13 protein-coding genes are annotated in these 19,868 nt (G+C 41.0%); 6 read left to right on the top strand and 7 right to left on the bottom strand.

What is annotated here, in order from left to right; translation table 11 throughout:
• Positions 1–11: 11 nt before the first annotated feature.
• From JS40_RS06740 to JS40_RS06710, 7 genes are all read right to left on the bottom strand, one after another.
• The gene (locus tag JS40_RS06740) at positions 12–3,164 is read right to left on the bottom strand and encodes a SusC/RagA family TonB-linked outer membrane protein (RefSeq protein WP_034259331.1); all 3,153 of its coding nucleotides are present in this window, start codon (positions 3,162–3,164) and stop codon (positions 12–14) included.
• Between the two features lie 201 nt (positions 3,165–3,365).
• Complete coding sequence (locus tag JS40_RS06735; protein WP_034259330.1) at positions 3,366–4,688, bottom strand: SusD/RagB family nutrient-binding outer membrane lipoprotein; 1,323 nt, start codon at positions 4,686–4,688, stop codon at positions 3,366–3,368.
• 17 nt (positions 4,689–4,705) lie between these two features.
• A complete protein-coding gene (locus JS40_RS06730; RefSeq protein WP_034259328.1) occupies positions 4,706–8,005 on the bottom strand; it encodes a SusC/RagA family TonB-linked outer membrane protein in 3,300 nt (1,099 codons plus the stop codon).
• 166 nt (positions 8,006–8,171) lie between these two features.
• Positions 8,172–8,603: a hypothetical protein gene (locus JS40_RS06725; RefSeq protein ID WP_034259326.1), complete on the bottom strand. Its 432-nt coding sequence runs from the start codon at positions 8,601–8,603 to the stop codon at positions 8,172–8,174.
• A 19-nt stretch (positions 8,604–8,622) separates the two neighbouring features.
• The gene (locus JS40_RS06720) at positions 8,623–10,050 is read right to left on the bottom strand and encodes a RagB/SusD family nutrient uptake outer membrane protein (protein WP_034259324.1); all 1,428 of its coding nucleotides are present in this window, start codon (positions 10,048–10,050) and stop codon (positions 8,623–8,625) included.
• A 17-nt stretch (positions 10,051–10,067) separates the two neighbouring features.
• Complete coding sequence (locus tag JS40_RS06715) at positions 10,068–13,130, bottom strand: SusC/RagA family TonB-linked outer membrane protein (protein ID WP_034259322.1); 3,063 nt, start codon at positions 13,128–13,130, stop codon at positions 10,068–10,070.
• 119 nt (positions 13,131–13,249) lie between these two features.
• The gene (locus JS40_RS06710) at positions 13,250–14,947 is read right to left on the bottom strand and encodes a BamA/TamA family outer membrane protein (RefSeq protein ID WP_034259320.1); all 1,698 of its coding nucleotides are present in this window, start codon (positions 14,945–14,947) and stop codon (positions 13,250–13,252) included.
• Positions 14,948–15,130: 183 nt separating this feature from the next.
• On the opposite strand from JS40_RS06710, the gene rpsL reads away from it, so the two are divergent.
• From rpsL to rplD, 6 genes are all read left to right on the top strand, one after another.
• Positions 15,131–15,505 (top strand): 30S ribosomal protein S12, encoded by a 375-nt coding sequence (gene rpsL / locus JS40_RS06705; protein WP_006795815.1) that lies wholly within the window; start codon positions 15,131–15,133, stop codon positions 15,503–15,505.
• Positions 15,506–15,528: 23 nt separating this feature from the next.
• Entirely contained in the window at positions 15,529–16,005 is a 477-nt protein-coding gene (rpsG, locus tag JS40_RS06700; protein WP_034259318.1) for a 30S ribosomal protein S7, read from the top strand.
• 3 nt (positions 16,006–16,008) lie between these two features.
• A complete protein-coding gene (gene fusA / locus JS40_RS06695; RefSeq protein ID WP_034259317.1) occupies positions 16,009–18,141 on the top strand; it encodes an elongation factor G in 2,133 nt (710 codons plus the stop codon).
• Between the two features lie 10 nt (positions 18,142–18,151).
• Positions 18,152–18,457 (top strand): 30S ribosomal protein S10, encoded by a 306-nt coding sequence (gene rpsJ / locus JS40_RS06690; protein ID WP_010181931.1) that lies wholly within the window; start codon positions 18,152–18,154, stop codon positions 18,455–18,457.
• Positions 18,458–18,627: 170 nt separating this feature from the next.
• Positions 18,628–19,239 carry a 50S ribosomal protein L3 gene (rplC, locus tag JS40_RS06685; RefSeq protein WP_034259315.1) on the top strand — a complete coding sequence of 204 codons (612 nt, stop codon included), beginning with the start codon at positions 18,628–18,630 and terminating at the stop codon, positions 19,237–19,239.
• Positions 19,239–19,868, top strand: a complete 630-nt coding sequence (gene rplD, locus JS40_RS06680) for a 50S ribosomal protein L4 (RefSeq protein WP_034259314.1) — start codon at positions 19,239–19,241, stop codon at positions 19,866–19,868. The genes rplC and rplD overlap by 1 nt, the downstream gene beginning before the upstream one ends.

The raw sequence follows: 19,868 nt of genomic DNA, 5'->3' as shown, positions 1-19,868 counted from the left end.
GATATGTTTTTTTAGAATGATGCTTTTATACTAAGACCGATTCTTCTTGAAGAGGGGCTGGTTCCACCTTCAATACCGGCACCGTTACTATTCACCCCTGTTCCTATCGAGTTCGTGTCTAGATTGATACCATCCGGTGCATTTAGTGCTTTATAGTATAAGTTCTCACCAACAACAGCGACTGAAAAATAACCGAAAGGTGTTTTATCCAATGCTTTGTCTGTAAAACGGTACGTAAGTGCGACCTCCTGAAGACGAATAGTAGTTCCGTCAAAAATCCCGAATTGATCCGGGCCGTTGTTGTATTCGTTAAAGAGCGCATCTCCTGCGCTTATTACTACCTCATTAGGTTCTCCCGTAGTAGTGTTAATTCCCGGAAGTACATAGCCCACATTTTGTAGACCATCACCATCCGTAGTTAACCCTCGACCCAATAAGGATCGAGCCGTCGTTGAATACACATCACCGCCCTGTCTGTATTGTACGTTAGCCGTTAATGAAAGATTCTTAAACCGTATGGCAGTGAACATGGACGCTATCCAATCGGGATTAGGATCACCAATTATAGCAATATCATCTGCGATCTCGTATTGACGTCCGTTGGTTAGATAGTTTCCGTTTTCATCGGTAGCAATTACCTCTCCTAATATAATATTGACAGGTTGACCTTCGATAAGGTAATTTCCTACCGTTCCAAGAGTAGTAACTGCAAATCGATCTTCTTCCAGTTTCGTCACTTCAGATTCGTTCTTTGTAAAGTTTCCACCAATATCGAAAGAAAAATTATCGGTTTCGATCGCCGTAATATTCAATTCGAGTTCAATTCCGTCTACCTGAAACTCATTAACGTTTCTGGGAGAGACCGTGAAACCTGTTGAGGGGTCCAGATTTCTTGTAAAGATAAGATCGCTTGTTACTCTTTTGAAGTAACTTGCATCGAAAGAGATCCGGTTTTTCCAGAATTTAGACTCAAAACCGAATTCGTATTCTTCAATCAAGGCAGGACCCAGCTCACGGTTGGCTAATGTGTTGCTGATGGCATCCGTATTAATAACATCTCCGTTCGCAGTCACAAATGTATTGGAGTTGGAATCGATCGTTTGAATGGTTGGATACGGGATAAAGCCCCCAAATAAACTTCCACCAGGTACATTGAAGTCTGCAGAGGTCCCGTAATTGGCACGAACTTTAAAATAATTAAGGACATCACCCTTTAAGGCTGTAAAGGCCTGTGTTGGTATAAAAGACAAGCCAACACCGGGGTAGAACTGTGAGTTATTTTCGAAATTAGATGTCCAATCGTTTCTTGCACTGGCCGTTAAGAACAAATAATTATTATAATCTAAGGTCGCTTGGGCTAAGATACCGGGTCTGTTTAATGCATACCTGCCAGAGGTGGCCGATTGTTCTTCGAAGAAGTCATGCTCTAAAGCGTCAAAAACGGTTTGTCCTGTGCTATTTGTAGCTTCTAGAGCTTCTTCAGTTCTACTAATATCGACACCGACATTGGCACTTATTCCAAATCGGTCTTGAGCAAATCGCTCCTCGATGTTCATTAAGAAAGCATGCGTGAAAAGTGTTTGTCTTCTCGCACTGGTGGTTAGTGCACCTGTAGTATTTGAAGCATCGGTACTTCCTCGATTAATATAGATCTTTCGCTGTTCAACGCTAACATCTGTTCCAAAGCGATACGTTGCCGACAACCATTCCGTAAGATTAAAACTGGCTGATACCTGACCGTAAATTCTGTTTACATCTTCTTCTACACCAGAGTTGTTAATATACCAGTACGGATTGGAAGCACCGGAGTCGTTTTGAAAGTTGATCTCTTGACCCGTGAGAGGGTGCTGTGATGGCCATCCGGCCAAGTCGATACTTCGAGGTGTGTTGAGCAGTCCTGTAAAGATGGGCCCTGTAAACGGAGAAGTAAAATCAACTCGTGAGTAATTTAGGGTAGAAGAAACGTTGATCTTATTTGCCAAGTTTCCGTTACCACCCACAGATAGTGTATTTCTGCGAAGTGTATTGCCGGGTAAAAAACCTTGATCATCCAGATTCCCCACAGAGAGGTTGTATCCAAAATTTTCGGTCCCGCCGTTTACGCTGGCATTGATGTTTTTTACAATTCCGGTTCTAAAGAAGTTCTCTTGAGATTTATAGTTTTTGTAATCAACTCTGGAATCTACTTGGTCCGGAAATCCATCATTAAAAACCGGGCTATTGAGTGAATAAGGGTGCGAGACCTGTCCTTGAGCATCCACGTTTCCGTAGTCCCATCTGCCAAAAGTTGCGCCCCAGTTTCCGAAGAAATTGTAGTAAGCATCATAATACCCTTGACCGCGCTCGTCTGTAAAATCGGGTAGACTTGCAATCTCGTTATAAAAAGTAGAAACAGTAAGTGTGACTTCCGTTTGTTTGTTTCTGTTACCTCCAGCGCTACCGGCTTTTGTTGTAATCACGATCACCCCGTTTTTACCATCGGCACCATAAAGAGTGGTTGCACTTAACCCTTTAAGAACGTTTACAGTCTCTATGCTGTTTGGATCGAGGTCCAAAGAACGACTCGTTCCGGAAAATCCGCTTCCGTTTGTATTCGAATTGAATCGAACACCATCAACTACATAAAGTGGTTGGTTGTTACCTGTAGAAGTAAGACCTCGAATAGTGATACTCGACCCGGCTCCTGAAAGACCACTGGCATTAATAATGTTGACACCCGCAGCTTTTCCTTGAAGAATTTTGGTGATATCACCGGTGGCCCTTTGTTCTATATCCTCTGCGGAAATAGATGTTACTGCATAGCCTAACGCTTTTTTCTCCTTTTTGATACCCAGAGCGGTCACGATCACTTCGTCCAGCTCTGAAGCGCTTTCATTTAGTGTTACGTTGATCGTGCTCCTAGCCGGAGTTACTTGTATCTCCTCCGCTGTGAAACCAACGTATGAGAACATTAAGATATCACCGTTGCTGGCCATGATAGAATAGTTTCCGTCAAAATCAGTTTGGGTTCCTGTTGAAGTGCCTTTTAAGATAATGTTTACACCGGGTAAAGGCAGCCCGGAATTGTCGCTGACATTACCTGTGATCGTCCTTTCTTGTGCAAGAGCTGTGAACGAGATACTAAGAAATGTCAAACAAATAATCCAGAATAGTTTTGTTTTCATATTCACCGTTTTAGAATGTAGTACAAATGTGGTGATTATATGATTTTAATGCAATTAAATATCATAAAATGTTAAGGAAAAACTATAAAAAGAGAAGTTGTAGTGAAGAACATGTATGTTCTGTGCGTCCCGCATAATCTAAATAAATAAAAAAAAGCCGTTAGTATTACTAACGGCTTTTGATATTAAAATGAATGCTACTTATTGGTTTACCGGAGTAGCAGTAAACAGTGTTGGAATTGGGCGTGGGGTATTAGGATTCACATCCAATTCAGTTTGAGAGTACAGAAAACGTTCTGGTAATTGTGACCCTGTTTTAAGAGGCACTCCCAAAATGTTATCAGTTCTTGTTAGATCATGCCAAGTTTGAGGAGAAGGATATAAGGTAATGTACTTCTCTTCTAAGATGTGCAATAATAATGTTCCTCCAGTTGCCGCAGAGGGAGGGAATCCTCCACCATACTGAGCATCTAAAGCAGCTCTTACGGCATTTAAAGTGTTTTGCGCCAAGGTATTATTGCCTGTTCTTTGAGCAGCTTCCGCAAGGATCAATTGTGTTTCATGCCAAGAGATAATTGGTAATGAAGCGTCTTGTGCCATCAATTGACCTTCCGACGTTCCAAAATTTCCGTTCTCTTTGTAGTAGAAGTCGTATCTCGCAGCTTCTCCAGGTGTAGGTAACATACGGTTAGCCGATCCATTAGGATCAATAAGCTCTTGCAAATAACTTCCTACCGGACTAGTGTTTGCTGGTCTGGCAAGTACAGTAAAATTATACCATAGATTCTGAGAACCTGTTGAGCTGGTGTGAGTAGAGAAATAGTCTCCGCCTACGCTATTGATACCAGCTTGAGCAGCTGTAAGAGCCATTGGGTAATTTTTAGAGATCATGTAGTATCTCGCTTTGAATGAATTCGCTACTCGTCCTAATGTTGAGGTCGTGCTTGTAGAACCATTACCATCTGAGATATAGAGCGTAGATCCTGAACCTGCAGCAATTGCTTCATCCAATAGAGTTTGCACATGAGCTAGAACAGAGGCTTGGCTATCGTACACAGGGAAGTCAATTCCATCTACAGAAGCTTCGCTATCCGGAACAGCACCAAAAGATGTCGCCAACTCACCTAAGAAATAGGCTTCAAGCATAGCGGCAGTTGCAAAGGCATCATTGTCTTCTTCTATTAGCGCCTGTTCTTTAGCCAATCGAACGCTTCTTATTCCTTCTACATAGGTATTGCTCCAAAGTGCGTCAAAATCGGTTGGTGTAAAACGATATTGCTCGTATCCAATCCACTGTGCATCTGCACCTGTGATAGAGTTCGACATGATTCCAGCATATCTGGAAGCATCACTCTCTGCAAGATATGTAGCAACTAGTTCCGCTTGAGAAATCAAGTTTACAGTAGGTACGGAACCTACAGTGTTCGGGTTATCTTGGTAATTTGTTTCTGTAACCAATTTCTCGCAAGAAAATAGGAGCACCGAAATGGTTGTTAGAAGCAAAATTGATTTTATATTTTTCATCTTTCTATTTTTTTAAATTATAGTCCTAAACGTAAGGTAAATTGATAACTAGCTGTAGACGGGTTGGTAAAGTATTCCAAACCTCTACCCTTAGAAGCACCAGTTAAGTTATTATCTGGATCAAAACCTTCAATATCAGACCAAGTTACTAAATTTCTTCCTGAAACCGCAAGGCTTAGAGATTCTAAACCAACGTGCTCGATCAATCTTGTTGGGAATGAATAAGAAAGTGTAATTTGACGTAACTTCACATACGAAGCATCTTCTACATATAGCTCTGATGAACCGTTAAAACCACTTGCTGTTCCTCCGTTATACCATGCTTGATCCAATAATACAGTTCCAGCTCCAAAGTCATCTAAATTACCACGAACGGTATAACTTCCATCAGCGTTTTGCTGCGCATTTGGAAGATCAGCAATGGCTACCCCTTGGAAGTTTACAATTGTAGCTGCATCAGCTGCAGAAACTGTAACTTCATTAGCAGTAATAGAGGTCACACCAAAGTGGTTCAATACCCCTAATGTACCATTCCATACATCCATTCCCTGACGGAAATCGAATAATGCTGATAGTTCAAATCCTTTGTATGCGAACTCTGTTCCAAGACCACCGATCCAATCTGGGTTCGGGTCACCAAGTACCTGCTCACCTTCTGTTGAGATAACAGGAAATCCAAAGTCGTTTAATTCTAGATTGCCATTCTCATCTCTCAATAAAGGTTCTCCTGCAAAGACTGCAAAAGGTTGACCATCATAAACTGAAGAAGCAGAACCTGTAAATCCGTTAAGTACGGTTAACAACTCACCGTTTCCATCAGGACTCATTACTAAGTTATCGTTCATACTGTAGTTGGCGTTGATCTTCCATGAGAAATCATCGGTTTTGATGATTGTTGCACTCATATCCAATTCTAATCCTTTGTTTGTGATCGTTGCAGCATTACTTGTAAGTGCCGTAAATCCAGAAGATGGAGCAACTACTCTGTCTAAAAGTACGTCTTCGGTCTTACGATCGTAATAGGTACCGTTAAGAGAAAGACGGTTGTTGAAGAATCGTAAATCTACGCCTCCTTCAATTTCTTTTACTCTTTCTACCACTAGATTTGGATTTCCTTGAGTGTTCTCCAAAGAAGAAACACTTCCATACTGGTCTCCCGATAAGGCATCTCCCCATGAGGAACCAACACCGCCACCAACAAATCCACTACTTAATGAGTAAGAAATTGGTGCAACAGCTACTTCACCGTAAGAAGCTCTTAATTTACCGAAACTTAATATGTTGTTATCACCTATGGCTTCAGAGAATTTCCAACCTAAAGAAGCAGCAGGATAATAGAAATTCTGATCCGGTAGGGTAGAAGATCTATCCATACGACCCGTTAAGTTAAAGAGTACTTGGTTAAAAATCTCACCTTCTACTAATACGTAAGCACCTACCTGCTTCGAGTAATCTGTAAAGTTAAAGGCTGCAATATTTTCTGCAGCAGCATTACCAACATCAATTAAATCTGATAAGGTAATAAATGGATTTACAAACGTAGTCGCCGTAGCTGCAAACTGCTCTAATTTATTGTCTTCATAGGTTGTACCGACAATCCAGTTGAAATTAAAGTTATCTGAAATATCGTGGTTAACACTTAAGAAAGCCGTTGCGTAATCTGAAGATACAAATCGCTCGTCTTGTCCAAAGAAGCCCTCCCCAGTTGTTGGAGTACCGGTGATACTATTTTCGTTCGTTCCTGAATTGAACGGGAAAAATTCTCTTCTTCTATCTCTATAGGAGTCTTTGTTATATCGGGCCGTTAAAAACACATTGTCACTAAATTTGTAAGTGATTTCGGGTGACATAGTGATACGATCTACATTGATAGTATTCACCTGTTCGTTCACTGTCCACAACGGGTTGTTATATACTGGAATTGGTCCAAGAGGAGTTCTATAGCCTCGTTGCGCATTGATAATAGCATTCCCTTGCGCATCAAATGCAGTTCCTTTATAATCACGGTTGTCAAAATCTGCAGGAGTTCTTAACAAACCAAGATATAATCCGTTTAAGTTCGATCCAGATTGAATCGCATCTGCCTCAGTCTTCACATAAGAAGCTGAAACTCTTGCTGAAAGCTTATCTGAAAAGTTTGTTGTGTTGTTAAAACGCATTGCTCTACGAACGTAGTTGGATCCATTCTTAATGATACCTTCTTGATTCCATTCGCTAGCACTAATATAAGTATTCCCGTTTTCTCCTGAATGATCCAAACTAAGATCGTTCTCGAAAGTTAGACCGGTTCCGATTACCGCATCGAAATTAGACTCCAAAAAAGTTTCTCTGGATCTCTTTTCAATGATAGGATAATAAACTGTACCATCTAACGCTTCAAATCTTTGTAAACTACTAGTATCTACTAAGTCTGGTCCACCCGGACGACTTGCGATAAGATCACCCCAAGCACCATTGAAACTAGAAGCCATACCGTTAGTTCCTTGACCATATTTACTCTGAAGATCCCAACGCTCGTTGACTTCATCTACATAAATACTTGATTTGTAATTAAGGTTCCACTTTCCTGCGGCTCCTCTACCAGATTTCGTTTTAATAACGATTACCCCGTTTGCAGCACCGGTACCATAGATGGCAACCGCAGAAGCTCCCTTAAGGACGCTTACAGATTCGATGTCTTCTGCAGGAATATCGTTCAATCGAGATTGCTCCGATACACCAGCTACACCAGCTCCAAAATTAAAGTTGTTAATTAAAACCCCATCAATAACATAAAGTGGTTCGTCATCACCTTGAATGGTGTTCGCTCCACGAATCTGGATAAAAGCTCCAGCTCCGGGATCACCACTACCTCTAACAACGTTCACACCTGAGGTCTTTCCTGCCAAACCTGTGGCAACCCCAACTTCACCCGATCTTGTGATGCTTTCAGATTGTACGGTTGTTGTTGATGTAAGGTCATCATCCTTCTTACGTGTTAACCCGATCGCATTAATGATTACCTCGTTCAATACAGCCGCATCCTCTTGAAGAAGGACGTCTATATCGCTTGAGGCTCCTGTAATTGGGCGTTCAACCGTAGTAAAACCAACGTAACTAAAAACCAACGTCTGACCAACACTCGCTTGAATCGAGTAATTTCCGTCAAAATCGGTTTGAGTACCGCTGCTTGTACCTTTCACGACGATGTTAACTCCAGGCAGGGGCAGACCAGTATTGTCGCTCACCGTACCGGAGATTGTTTTTTCTTGTGCGAACGTGAGTTGCACGACAAACGCCAATAATAGCGTTAAGATTCCACTAAACTTTGTTCTCATTTTATAATTTATTTGAATTAGCCAATGCCAAAAATCATAATAAAAAGTTAATTACACAACTTTTTAAACCTAAATTTTGCTTTTAAGCCTCAGGGAATGCTTTATTTATAGGCAAAAAAAAGACCGTTACAATGTAACGGTCTCTTATGTGTAATGTGTGATTAAACTATTGTTGTTTCACATTAAAAGAAATAGGGGTTCCTGAAACAATCTCGTCCGTAGATGTCACTACCAAATCAAGATCTTGAATTTCAGTAGTCAAATTAACATCGTTTACTGTAACTACAAACATTACTTCTCTCTCGTTTGCAGGAATAGTGATGGTTGCAGGGAAAGAGACGCTCGCTGCGCCTACTTCTGAACTACTTGCTATTGAAACAGAAAACGTAATCCCTTGTGATGATGCTACCGATGAAAATGCGCGCACTTCCTTTTCGGCTGAACCACCGACAGGTACGTTGATATTTGGACCACCTGTACCTCCAACAAGTCCAACAACGGGATCTCTGTTAGTTTCATAATCATTATAGTCTGTTTCACAAGAAACCGTCAATCCTGTTACTAACAATAGGATAATTATTTTGGTTATATTTTTCATACGAATTGAATTTTATTGATTAATATCCTGGATTTTGTACCAAGTTTGGATTTGCGTCCAGAGACTCCAGTGCCATAGGTAACTGAAATTTGTTACTTCCTGCAGGTAAGGTCAACACCTCTGATGGTGTCCCGGAACCGTCGGCTTCATCTCCGGCAGCTGTTCTTTGAACAGGTAATCCCCAACGCTTAAGGTCTAAGAATCGCTGATATTCGAAAGCAAATTCCAATCTTCTTTCAAGACGAATAGCATCGCGTAAAGCAGTTCCGGTTTCTCCACTAGGAGGAGTAAGGTAACGCTTGGTGCGAACTGCATCTAAAGCTTGTCTGGCTGCTGGTTCATTTCCTAAGTTGAAAAGTGCTTCGGCTTTATTAAGTTGCGCTTCCGCAGCACGGAAAAACTTATAGTCAACTTGTCCGTTCACTTGACCTTCTCTTCCTAATAGTTTCTTGATCGCATTGTATTGCGTTCCGCCATTAGATCCAGGAATAATATACGCTTCTTTACGGATATCATCATCTGCGTACAAGTTGAATAACTCAAAAGATGCAACATATTCAGGAATAAGGCTTGTTAGAGAACCTTGGCTCCAAGTTACTCCAATGCTATTTCCTAATACGCCAACTTCATTTGGAATGTAGAATGTTAATCCGTCTCTGCTTGAGTCTTCCCAAACTGCCACTACATTGTCACGAGAAGCGACTGGAGTAGAAACTGCATTTGCTGCGTTCACTGCATTTTGCCATTGTCCCATGTATAAATATACTCTAGAAAGCAAGATGTTAACAGCGTCTCTTCCCATTCTTCCTTCCGGGTTCGTGGCGTTGATACCTGCTGCAGCCTCTTCCAAATCCTGTGCGATAAGCGCATACGTTTCACTTACTGTAAGACGAGCAGGTTCGATAAGTGGATCTGCTTCGGTTACATAAGCAACACCTAAGCTTCCGCCGGCATCTCCAGACTGCGTCGGGATTTTTGCAAACATAGCAGCAACATTGAAATGTGCCAATGCACGAAGCGCTTTTGCTTCAGCCACAATATTTGCTTTATTCTCACCTTCGAAATTTTCAGCATAGAAAAGTATCTGGTTTGCTTTATAGATAAGTGCATACGCATTTCTGTAAAGTCCTAACATGGTACTTCCAGCGTTGTAGTTATAACGGTGTAGGTATTGCTTAGAAAAACGTCCGTCTTGAGATATAGTAACATTGTCTGCTAATACATCCGGGGCGCTAAGCATGGACCCAGCATCACTACTGCCGTAAAATGATCCGGCGGTTAGCGAGACATAAACGCCACGTATACCATTTTCGAAATCCTGTGCAGTGATGAATGCTTGTTCAGTTGCAAATTCATCGAATGGAATCTGATTTAAATCCTTATCACAAGAAGCAAAGGTTCCTGCGAATAGGATTACTGTGATTAAAATTTTGACTGTATTTTTCATATTATCTTTTATTAATTTTAGAAACTTACGTCCAGACCTAACTGAAACGATTGTGTATTTGGATAGCTATAAAGGGTAGCTTCTCCCGGAGCAACAGAATTAGCAAAGCTAATAGTTTCTCCAGAGGATAGACCAACTTCAGGATCTCCAAAGAACTCAGTAAATGTTAAAAGGTTTTGACCTTGCACATAGATTCTGAATGAATTAAACGGAGTTCTGTCCAATGATGTTGACGGGAATGTATAGGAGAAAGTCACGTTACGCAAACGAATGTAATCTCCTTTTTCCAAGAAACGATCTGAATTGATCTCAGTTACTTCATCTCTGTAAATAGGGCTTGGGTTCACGTTGGTGTCACCCGGTCTTTGCCAATAGTTGAAAGCTTCCAAAGCTTGGTTGCTTTGTACATTGACACCATCTGAAACTAAATTTGATTTTACGAAGTTGTTAATGTAGTTACCTGCTTTAAATACAAAGTCAGTTCTAAGACCAAATCCTTTATAATTTACGTTACTGAAGAAACCTCCTTCTTTATCAGCGATGGTTGATTTACCTTGGAAAACTCGGTTATCGAATTCATCTTCCGGAAGATCGCTTGCAAAATAAGTATTACCGTCGGCACCAAAATACAATGGGCGTCCGGTTGCTGGATCTACTCCGGCATAACGTACCAAGAAGTGCTCGTTGATCTTTCTTCCTTCACTGTAACGAATGTTAAAAGCGTTACCCGGTGTAACATCTTCACCGTCCGGTAATTCTAATACTTCAGTATCAAGGAATACAATATTTCCTCCTACGGTCCAAGTTAAGTCGGTAGATCTAAAAATATCTGCCTGTAACGACAATTCAAGACCAGAGTTTCTAATTTTTCCTAAGTTTCCAAAAATGGCACCAACACCTGCTTCATCTGCAGTTGGAACACTAAATAGAAGGTCTTCTGTATCTCTGATAAAGTAGTCTACAACCCCACGGACTCTTCTGCTGAATAGATTGTACTCCAAACCAACGTTTGTGGTTGTTGTAGTTTCCCATTGAAGTTCCGGGTTTCCAATATTAGATAAGTTCGTGGCCGACCCTCCTGGGTACGATCCAAACTGAACTGTATTTAAAGCCGCATATCGCGTAATACCATCACGGTTACCTACAGTACCGTAAGCACCTCTAATTTTAAGATCGTTGATGGCATCGATACCAAAGAATTCCTCTTTAGCGATGTTCCATCCGGCACTGGCACTGTAAAAAAGACCGTATTGGTTGTCAATACCGAAATTTGAAGAAGCGTCATATCGTGCAGAAGCAGAAAGAAGATATTTCTCATCGTAATCATAATCTGCAAATAAACCATAAGAAATCAAAGCAAGTTTATTTCTGGTGGTTGAAGCAGCAGTTGGCATGTTTGCATTCGACTGCGTCGATAATTCAGCAGATGGGAAACCGATACTTCTTAATGAGTAACCATTGTTCTCGTTGTAGTTATATTCAAATAACCCCAAAAGATTTAGGTGGTTGTTGTTCGCATTTAAGTTGTAGTTCAATCTATTGCTAACAGTGATATCATAACGATACGCGCCTGTATCCAATTTGTTTCCTGGATTGTCTGCATCACCAATTAACGAGTCTAATATACCTCCCGGCTTCGAATAACTTTCAGTTCTTCTGTTCAAACTGTTGATGGCTACTGCAAAACCATAACTAAGGTCTTCTGTAAACTTTACTACAGCATCTAAGCTAGATATCAAACTGTTTTCGATAGCCACTGCCGGTTCAGACAATAAAGCTCCTCGAACGTTGAAAGAAGTACTTGTAGGACTATATAATGGATTACCATTTTCGTCCAATACTACATTACCGTCTTCGTCTAAAACGAATTCTGTTTCGTACGGGTTGTAGTCATACATCGCACGGAATGGGTTTTGTACGTTGTTTCTATCTCGTGGCTCATCACTGGTAGAACGGGCATAACCAACATTCACCCCAATACTTAACCACTCCTTAGCGTCAAAATTAACATTCAAACGTGAGTTGATTCTTTCGAATCCATCCAATTGATCGATAATCCCGGTGTTTCTGTCATGACCTACGGAGAAATAATAATCTGCTTTTTCAGCTCCACCAGAGATGGAAACATTATTATTCTGGATATATCCTTCTTTAAGAATTAGATCTTGCCAGTCGGTTTGATTGTTGATCAAAAATTGACGCTCAGCACTTCCAGGCTCTGTAGTAACACCCGGCAAGCTTGAAGCTGCTATAATTCCAAGCGCAAACATTTCGGCTTCGTATTGCAGTTTTTGCTCGGCATTCATGATGTCGAAATTAGGATCGATTCTGGAAATGGTTCCAAATCTAGAACTGAATCGCACCACGGCATCTTTATTACGATTACCGCTCTTGGTAGTAATAACGACAACCCCACTTGCTCCTCTGGAACCATATCGCGCGGTAGTTGCAGCATCTTTTAAGATCGTTACGTTTTCAATATCTTCATTGGCAATGTTACCAAGGTCATCTTCTCTAATAATAGCACCATCTACAACATATAGAGGTGAAGAAGCTCCTGCGGTAAGCGAACCTACACCACGAATACGTACAAACGCTCCCTGGCCTGGTTTACCGTTTGCGGCAGTTACCTGAACACCCGCAGCTTTACCTTGTAGCAAGTTGTCAATACTTGTAGTTGGAGCTAACTGGGAAATTTCTGAAGCCGATATGGAAACCACAGATGAAGTTTGAACCGTTTGATTACGATTCGAATATCCCGTTACCACAACAGTTTCAAGAACCGATCCTGCCTGCATTTCTACATTAATTGTGTTGGAGGTCCCAACCACAACTTCCTTGGTCTCAAACCCTATATAACTAAATGTAAGAGTTTGTCCAACATTTGCATTAATGGAGTAGTTCCCGTCAAAATCAGACTGAGTTCCGGTACTTGTTCCTTTAATGATGATGTTAGCACCTGGCAAGGGAAGACCTACATCATCCGTCACCGTTCCTGTAATTGTTTTTTCTTGTGCAAAAGTGAGCTGCACTACTAACACTAACAAGAGTGTTAAAATTCCACTAAACTTTGTTTTCATTTTATGATTTATTTGAATTAGCCAACGCCAAAAGTCACAATAAAAAGTAGATTAAACAACTTTTTAAACTTAAAATTTATCATTTTTTAAAGTTTTCTTTACTTAGGGATGTTAAAAAATTAAAATCTGGAAGTGAGGCTTAGATGTATTTTAGTATTTGCGAAGGCAAAATCTTGTTGAGTGCCACTCCCGTTGGCGATATTGAATTTAAATATTCCTGCCTTGGTCCGCATTCCTAAACCAATTCCGAAACTGTACAGCCGCTCTTCCTGTGTAAAGAATTGATTTTCAAAATATCCCAGATCGATAATACTGTGTATATATATGGAGGGAGTAAATGCATAGCGGTATTCGGTATTTAACACCGAAAATAATGAAGCATCTATGCTGTTCTCGTTAAAACCACGAATACTGTTGATCCCTCCAAACCGAAACAACTCGTTGGTTAAGTAGGTGTCGGATATTAAAAAGCTTGTAGTGTTCTGTATATAGATAGAATTCTTATTGTTCAAATTGAATATGTGTTGAGCGCTTACGCTAATTCGCTGTTGCGATTCTGTCGTTCCTCTTAGTTCCCGACGACCTATTTCGGTATCTAAGGATAAGAATGTTTTAACGGGAAAAAGATAACTGTTCTGCGGTTTTGTGTAAGCCAATCCGGCAATGGCAAATCGTGAGGTGTAATCGTCTACGGGTGTTCCGGCTACGGTCGTTTCGAGCAAATTACTGGATTCATAACCTTTATAGCCTATGTATGTGGATGATGCTGGATTTATCTGGTAGGTTACCCTTGCCTGTTGCTGGGTAGTAACAAAAGTGCTGTCCCTTTTAAATATTTGGAGTTCGGCGCCTATCCCGAATGGGGTCTTGAAGAGGTACGGCATGGTGACCCTTGCCCGAAAGTTCTGTTGTTCGTTGCCATCGGCTTTATAATTGATGAGCAACTGCTCCCCAAAGTTTAGGTTGTTATTCAGTTCCAAATTCAAATACCCGTTAAATTCCAGTCGCTGGGTGTCTTCATTGGTAGCGAATCCCAAAATACCGTCAAACAAATTGTTGTTTTCTTTTTGTAGGTAAAAATAGACCGTGGTATTATTTTTTCTGAAGAGGGCCTCCGGAGGTTTGATCGTAGAAACAAATCCCAGTCCGTTCAATACATCGTTTTGGGCTACTAATTTTTTTTGACTAAAGCGTTTTCCTTTCTTTACCCCGGCAAAGTAGGTGAGGTAAGATCTAGGAAACTTTTCATACCCCTTGACAACAATTGAGTCGATCGTTCTAACATTTCCGGTGTTAATAAGGAGGTCTGCGGTAAGGGTGCCGTCTTCGGTTTTAGTGATATTGGTTAGACTCGTTCGAGTAAAGGGATCGCCGTTCTCTGCTACTAGGGTGTTGAGTTTTTGGAGGGATGAAGATAGCTTCGGAAAAGGAAGCGTGAAATAGGTTTCGGTTACATCCTGGGAGATCTTCTGAAGGATTTTTTCTGAAACTAGGGTGCGCTCATAGAATATTTTGATGGTCTTGTACCTTCTGCCAAGAAAAAAACGAGCTGTATGGACACTGTCGTTCTCCTTCCGAAGCATTTGCAACTCACTTTCTATATAGCCTATATTTTGAAATCTTAGAAGCAGGGAATCTGCTTCGGCCACAAGCGATCGATAATCCAGAAAACGGGACTGAAATCCCAGGCTGTCCAGAAGCGATGTATTGACCGTTTCTTCGGCCTCTATTTTCAGTTCCAATTGCTGAGCATCTGCTGCCCAAAAAACAGCAGTATATATATTAAGGTATAAAATAAGGAAGAGGCTCTTTTTCAACAACTCACATTTTAACTTGTAAAACTAACGTTTCATCGCCGGTTTTAATATCTCTTCTGCGAAATAATAAAACCGCTTGTAAAATTACTTTAGGAACGTTTGATTAATTCAATTTTATTTCTACCTTTGCAAGCCCTTAAAAAGAGGGATTTTATATTTAATAAAGTATAATTAAAAGTTTATATGCCAACAATTTCACAATTAGTACGAAAAGGAAGAGCCAAAATAACCAAGAAGAGTAAATCGGCTGCTTTGGATTCGTGCCCTCAACGAAGAGGTGTGTGTACGCGTGTATATACCACTACGCCTAAGAAACCTAACTCTGCGATGCGTAAAGTAGCAAGGGTTCGGTTAACAAATGGTAAAGAGGTAAACGCTTACATCCCTGGTGAAGGTCACAATCTACAAGAGCACTCGATAGTATTGGTTAGAGGTGGAAGGGTAAAGGATTTACCGGGAGTTAGATACCATATCGTTCGTGGCGCTTTGGACACCGCTGGTGTTGCAGGGAGAACACAACGTAGATCTAAGTACGGAGCTAAACGCCCTAAGAAGTAATTAAAAAACTTTAAAGAGAAGACATGAGAAAAAGACAAGCCAAAAAGAGACCCCTTTTGCCGGATCCAAGGTTTAATGACCAGTTGGTAACACGTTTTGTGAACAACATGATGTGGGACGGAAAAAAGTCGGTGGCTTTTAAAGTGTTCTACGATGCAATCGATATTGTAGACGAGAAAAAAACAGACGATGAAAAAACGGCATTAGAGCTTTGGAAAGATGCACTTTCCAATGTAATGCCTCACGTAGAAGTTCGTAGTCGTAGAGTTGGTGGGGCTACCTTCCAAATTCCTATGCAAATTCGTCCGGATCGTAAAATTTCTACCGCAATGAAGTGGTTGATCCTTTACGCACGTAAGAGAAACGAAAAATCTATGGCGCAGAAGTTGGCCGGCGAGATCCTTGCTGCCGCTAAAGAAGAAGGCGCTGCGGTTAAGAAGCGTACCGATACGCACAAAATGGCCGAAGCAAACAAAGCATTCTCACATTTCAGATTCTAAAAAATGGCACAAAGAGATTTAAAATTTACAAGAAATATAGGTATTGCTGCGCATATTGATGCCGGTAAAACCACAACTACAGAGCGTATTCTGTACTATACCGGAGTAAGTCACAAAATTGGTGAAGTACACGATGGAGCAGCTACGATGGACTGGATGGAACAGGAGCAGGAACGAGGTATTACTATTACTTCGGCTGCTACTACCTGTACCTGGAAGTTCCCTTTGAAAAATGGAGAACCTGTAGACGAAACAAAAGATTACCACTTTAACATTATCGATACTCCTGGTCACGTTGACTTTACTGTGGAGGTAAACCGTTCCTTACGTGTATTGGACGGATTGGTATTCCTTTTTAGTGCGGTGGATGGTGTAGAACCACAATCTGAAACGAACTGGAGACTTGCCGATAATTACAAGGTGCCACGTATTGGTTTTGTTAACAAAATGGACCGTCAAGGATCTAATTTCTTGGCTGTTTGTCAGCAGGTAAAAGACATGTTGAAGTCTAATGCTGTACCTATTGTATTGAACATTGGGGACGAGGCAGACTTTAAAGGGGTGGTCGATTTGGTTAAGAACCGTGCGATCATCTGGCATGACGAAACCTTAGGAGCTACCTTCGATGTGGTGGATATACCTGAAGACATGAAAGAAGAAGCAAGAAAGTACCGAGGACTTCTTATTGAAGAGGTTGCTGCCTACGACGAAAACTTGCTTGAGAAATATATGGAAGATGAAGATTCTATTACCGAAGAGGAAGTGCATGCTGCACTTCGTGCTGCGGTAATGGATATGTCTATCATTCCAATGATCTGCGGATCGGCGTTTAAAAACAAAGGAGTTCAGTTCTTATTGGATGCCGTTTGTCGTTACTTGCCTTCTCCCGTGGACAAAGAAGGTATTATTGGGATTAACCCGGATACCGAGAAAGAAGAGATCCGTAAGCCGGATGTATCTGCACCTTTTGCAGCCTTGGCATTTAAGATCGCTACCGATCCTTTCGTAGGTCGTTTGGCATTCTTCCGTGCATACTCTGGTCGATTGGATGCCGGTTCTTATATCCTGAACAACCGTTCCGGTAAAAAAGAGCGTATTTCTCGTATCTACCAAATGCACTCTAATAAGCAAAATGCTATCGATTATATTGAAGCTGGTGATATTGGAGCTGCGGTAGGGTTTAAAGATATTAAGACGGGAGACACCATGTCTGATGAGAAACACCCTATTGTTCTGGAAAGTATGAACTTCCCGGATCCTGTAATTGGTATCGCAGTTGAGCCTAAAACTAAGGCAGATGTTGATAAGTTAGGTATGGCTTTGAGTAAATTGGCGGAAGAAGATCCAACATTTACCGTTCGTACCGATGAGGCGTCAGGTCAAACCATTATCTCTGGTATGGGTGAGCTTCACTTAGATATTATTGTAGACCGTTTGCGTCGTGAATTTAAAGTAGAGGTAAACCAAGGTCAGCCACAGGTTGAGTACAAGGAAGCCATTACAAAAATTGCAGATCACCGCGAAGTGTATAAGAAACAATCAGGTGGTCGTGGTAAGTTCGCCGATATCGTATTTACATTAGGGCCAGCCGAAGAAGGAAAAGTTGGACTCGAATTCGTGAATGAGGTAAAAGGAGGAAACGTTCCTAAAGAATTTATCCCTGCTGTTGAAAAAGGATTCAAACAGGCCATGGTAAATGGTCCATTGGCTGGATTTGAAGTGGATAGCATGAAAGTTACTTTAAAGGACGGATCGTTCCACCCTGTGGATTCGGATGCGTTATCTTTCGAGTTGGCTGCTAAAATGGGCTTTAAAGCCGTTGCTAAGAAAGCAGGAGCTGTAATTCTTGAGCCAATTATGAAATTGGAAGTAATTACACCTGAGGAGAACATGGGTGATATCGTTGGTGACTTGAACCGTCGTCGCGGTCAGGTAAATAACATGAGCGACAGAGCTGGAGCTAAAGTTGTAAAAGCTGAAGTGCCACTTTCTGAAATGTTCGGTTATGTAACCACATTAAGAACCTTATCATCAGGTCGTGCCACATCAACAATGGAATTTGCACACTATGCTGAAACTCCTTCTAATATTTCAGAAGAAGTGATCGCAGCTGCAAGAGGAACCGCTAACGTATAATATTTCAGCAATGAGTCAAAAAATAAGAATCAAACTAAAATCTTACGATCACAATTTAGTGGACAAATCTGCTGAAAAAATCGTGAAGACCGTAAAAAGTACCGGTGCTGTAGTAACGGGTCCAATCCCATTACCAACACACAAAAAGATCTTTACCGTATTGCGTTCACCACACGTAAACAAGAAGAGTAGAGAGCAATTCCAGTTGAGCTCGTATAAGAGACTATTGGATATCTACAGCTCTTCTTCAAAAACAATTGACGCTCTAATGAAATTAGAGTTGCCAAGTGGTGTAGAAGTAGAGATCAAGGTATAGTGCTTTTGCTGGAACAGTATAGTTTCAGTAACATGTCCGGAGCTGCGTGCAATGGAAAAACGGAACAAAATACATTCAGGGTTGAATTTATTTTGACCCTGTTTTTTTCTGAAGGAATTCCTTCAGCATAAATAAATAAGTGAATAATTAATAACTAATAATAATTAAATATGTCTGGGTTAATTGGAAAAAAGATAGGGATGACCAGCATCTTTGACGAAAACGGAAAGAACATTCCGTGTACCGTGATCGAAGCAGGACCCTGTATTGTTACCCAAGTCAGAACCAAAGAGGTTGACGGGTACGAAGCTCTTCAACTTGGTTTCGATGACAAGAAGACTGTTACAAAAGCTGCCGAAGGGCACGCCAAAAAAGCAGGAACCGTTGCAAAACGCAAAGTCGTGGAATTCCAAGGATTTGAAGAAGATTACAAATTAGGTGATACGATCACCGTAGAGCACTTTATTGAAGGTGAGTTCGTGGATATTTCAGGGACATCTAAAGGTAAAGGATTCCAGGGAGTTGTGAAACGTCACAACTTTGGTGGAGTTGGACAGGCTACACACGGTCAACACAACCGTTTAAGAGCTCCTGGTTCCATTGGTGCAGCATCTTATCCTGCGAGAGTATTCAAAGGAATGAAGATGGCGGGCCAAATGGGTAATGAAAAAGTGAAAGTTGAAAATTTAAGGGTTTTGAAAGTAGTTCCTGAAAAGAACTTACTTGTGGTTAAAGGATGTGTTCCCGGCCATAAGAACGCTTATGTAATGATTCAGAAATAATGAAGGTAGCTGTATTAGATCGTAACGGAAAAGACACAGGCAGAAAGGTTGAACTTTCTAAGGATGTGTTCGGAATTGAACCTAACAATCACGCTGTATACCTGGATGTGAAACAATACCTGGCCAATCAGCGTCAAGGAACTCACAAGGCCAAGGAACGTGCAGAGATTGCCGGTTCAACACGAAAGATAAAGAAGCAAAAAGGAACTGGTACGGCCCGTGCGGGTAGTATCAAGTCTGGATTGTTTAAAGGAGGTGGTAGAATGTTTGGTCCACGACCACGTAACTACTCCTTTAAATTGAATAAGACATTAAAGCGTTTGGCGCGTCGTTCGGCCCTGAGTATCAAGGCAAACGACAAGGCAATCGTGGTGTTGGAAGACCTTAATTTTGATGCACCTAAAACAAAGGATTTTACCTCGGTTTTAAAGACCTTAGGCCTTGAAAACAAAAAATCTTTGTTTGTGTTGGGAGAGTTAAATAATAATGTATATTTGTCGTCTCGCAATTTGAAAGGTACTGAAGTTATAACTAGCTCAGAATTAAGTACTTATAAAATTATGAATGCAAACAGCGTTGTGTTGTTTGAAGGTTCTTTGGAAGGAATTGAAACAAACTTAAGTAAATAG

Source organism: Altibacter lentus (assembly GCF_000746845.1).
Classification (GTDB): Bacteria; Bacteroidota; Bacteroidia; order Flavobacteriales; family Flavobacteriaceae; genus Altibacter; species Altibacter lentus.
This window is presented reverse-complemented; position numbering and strand designations above follow the sequence as displayed.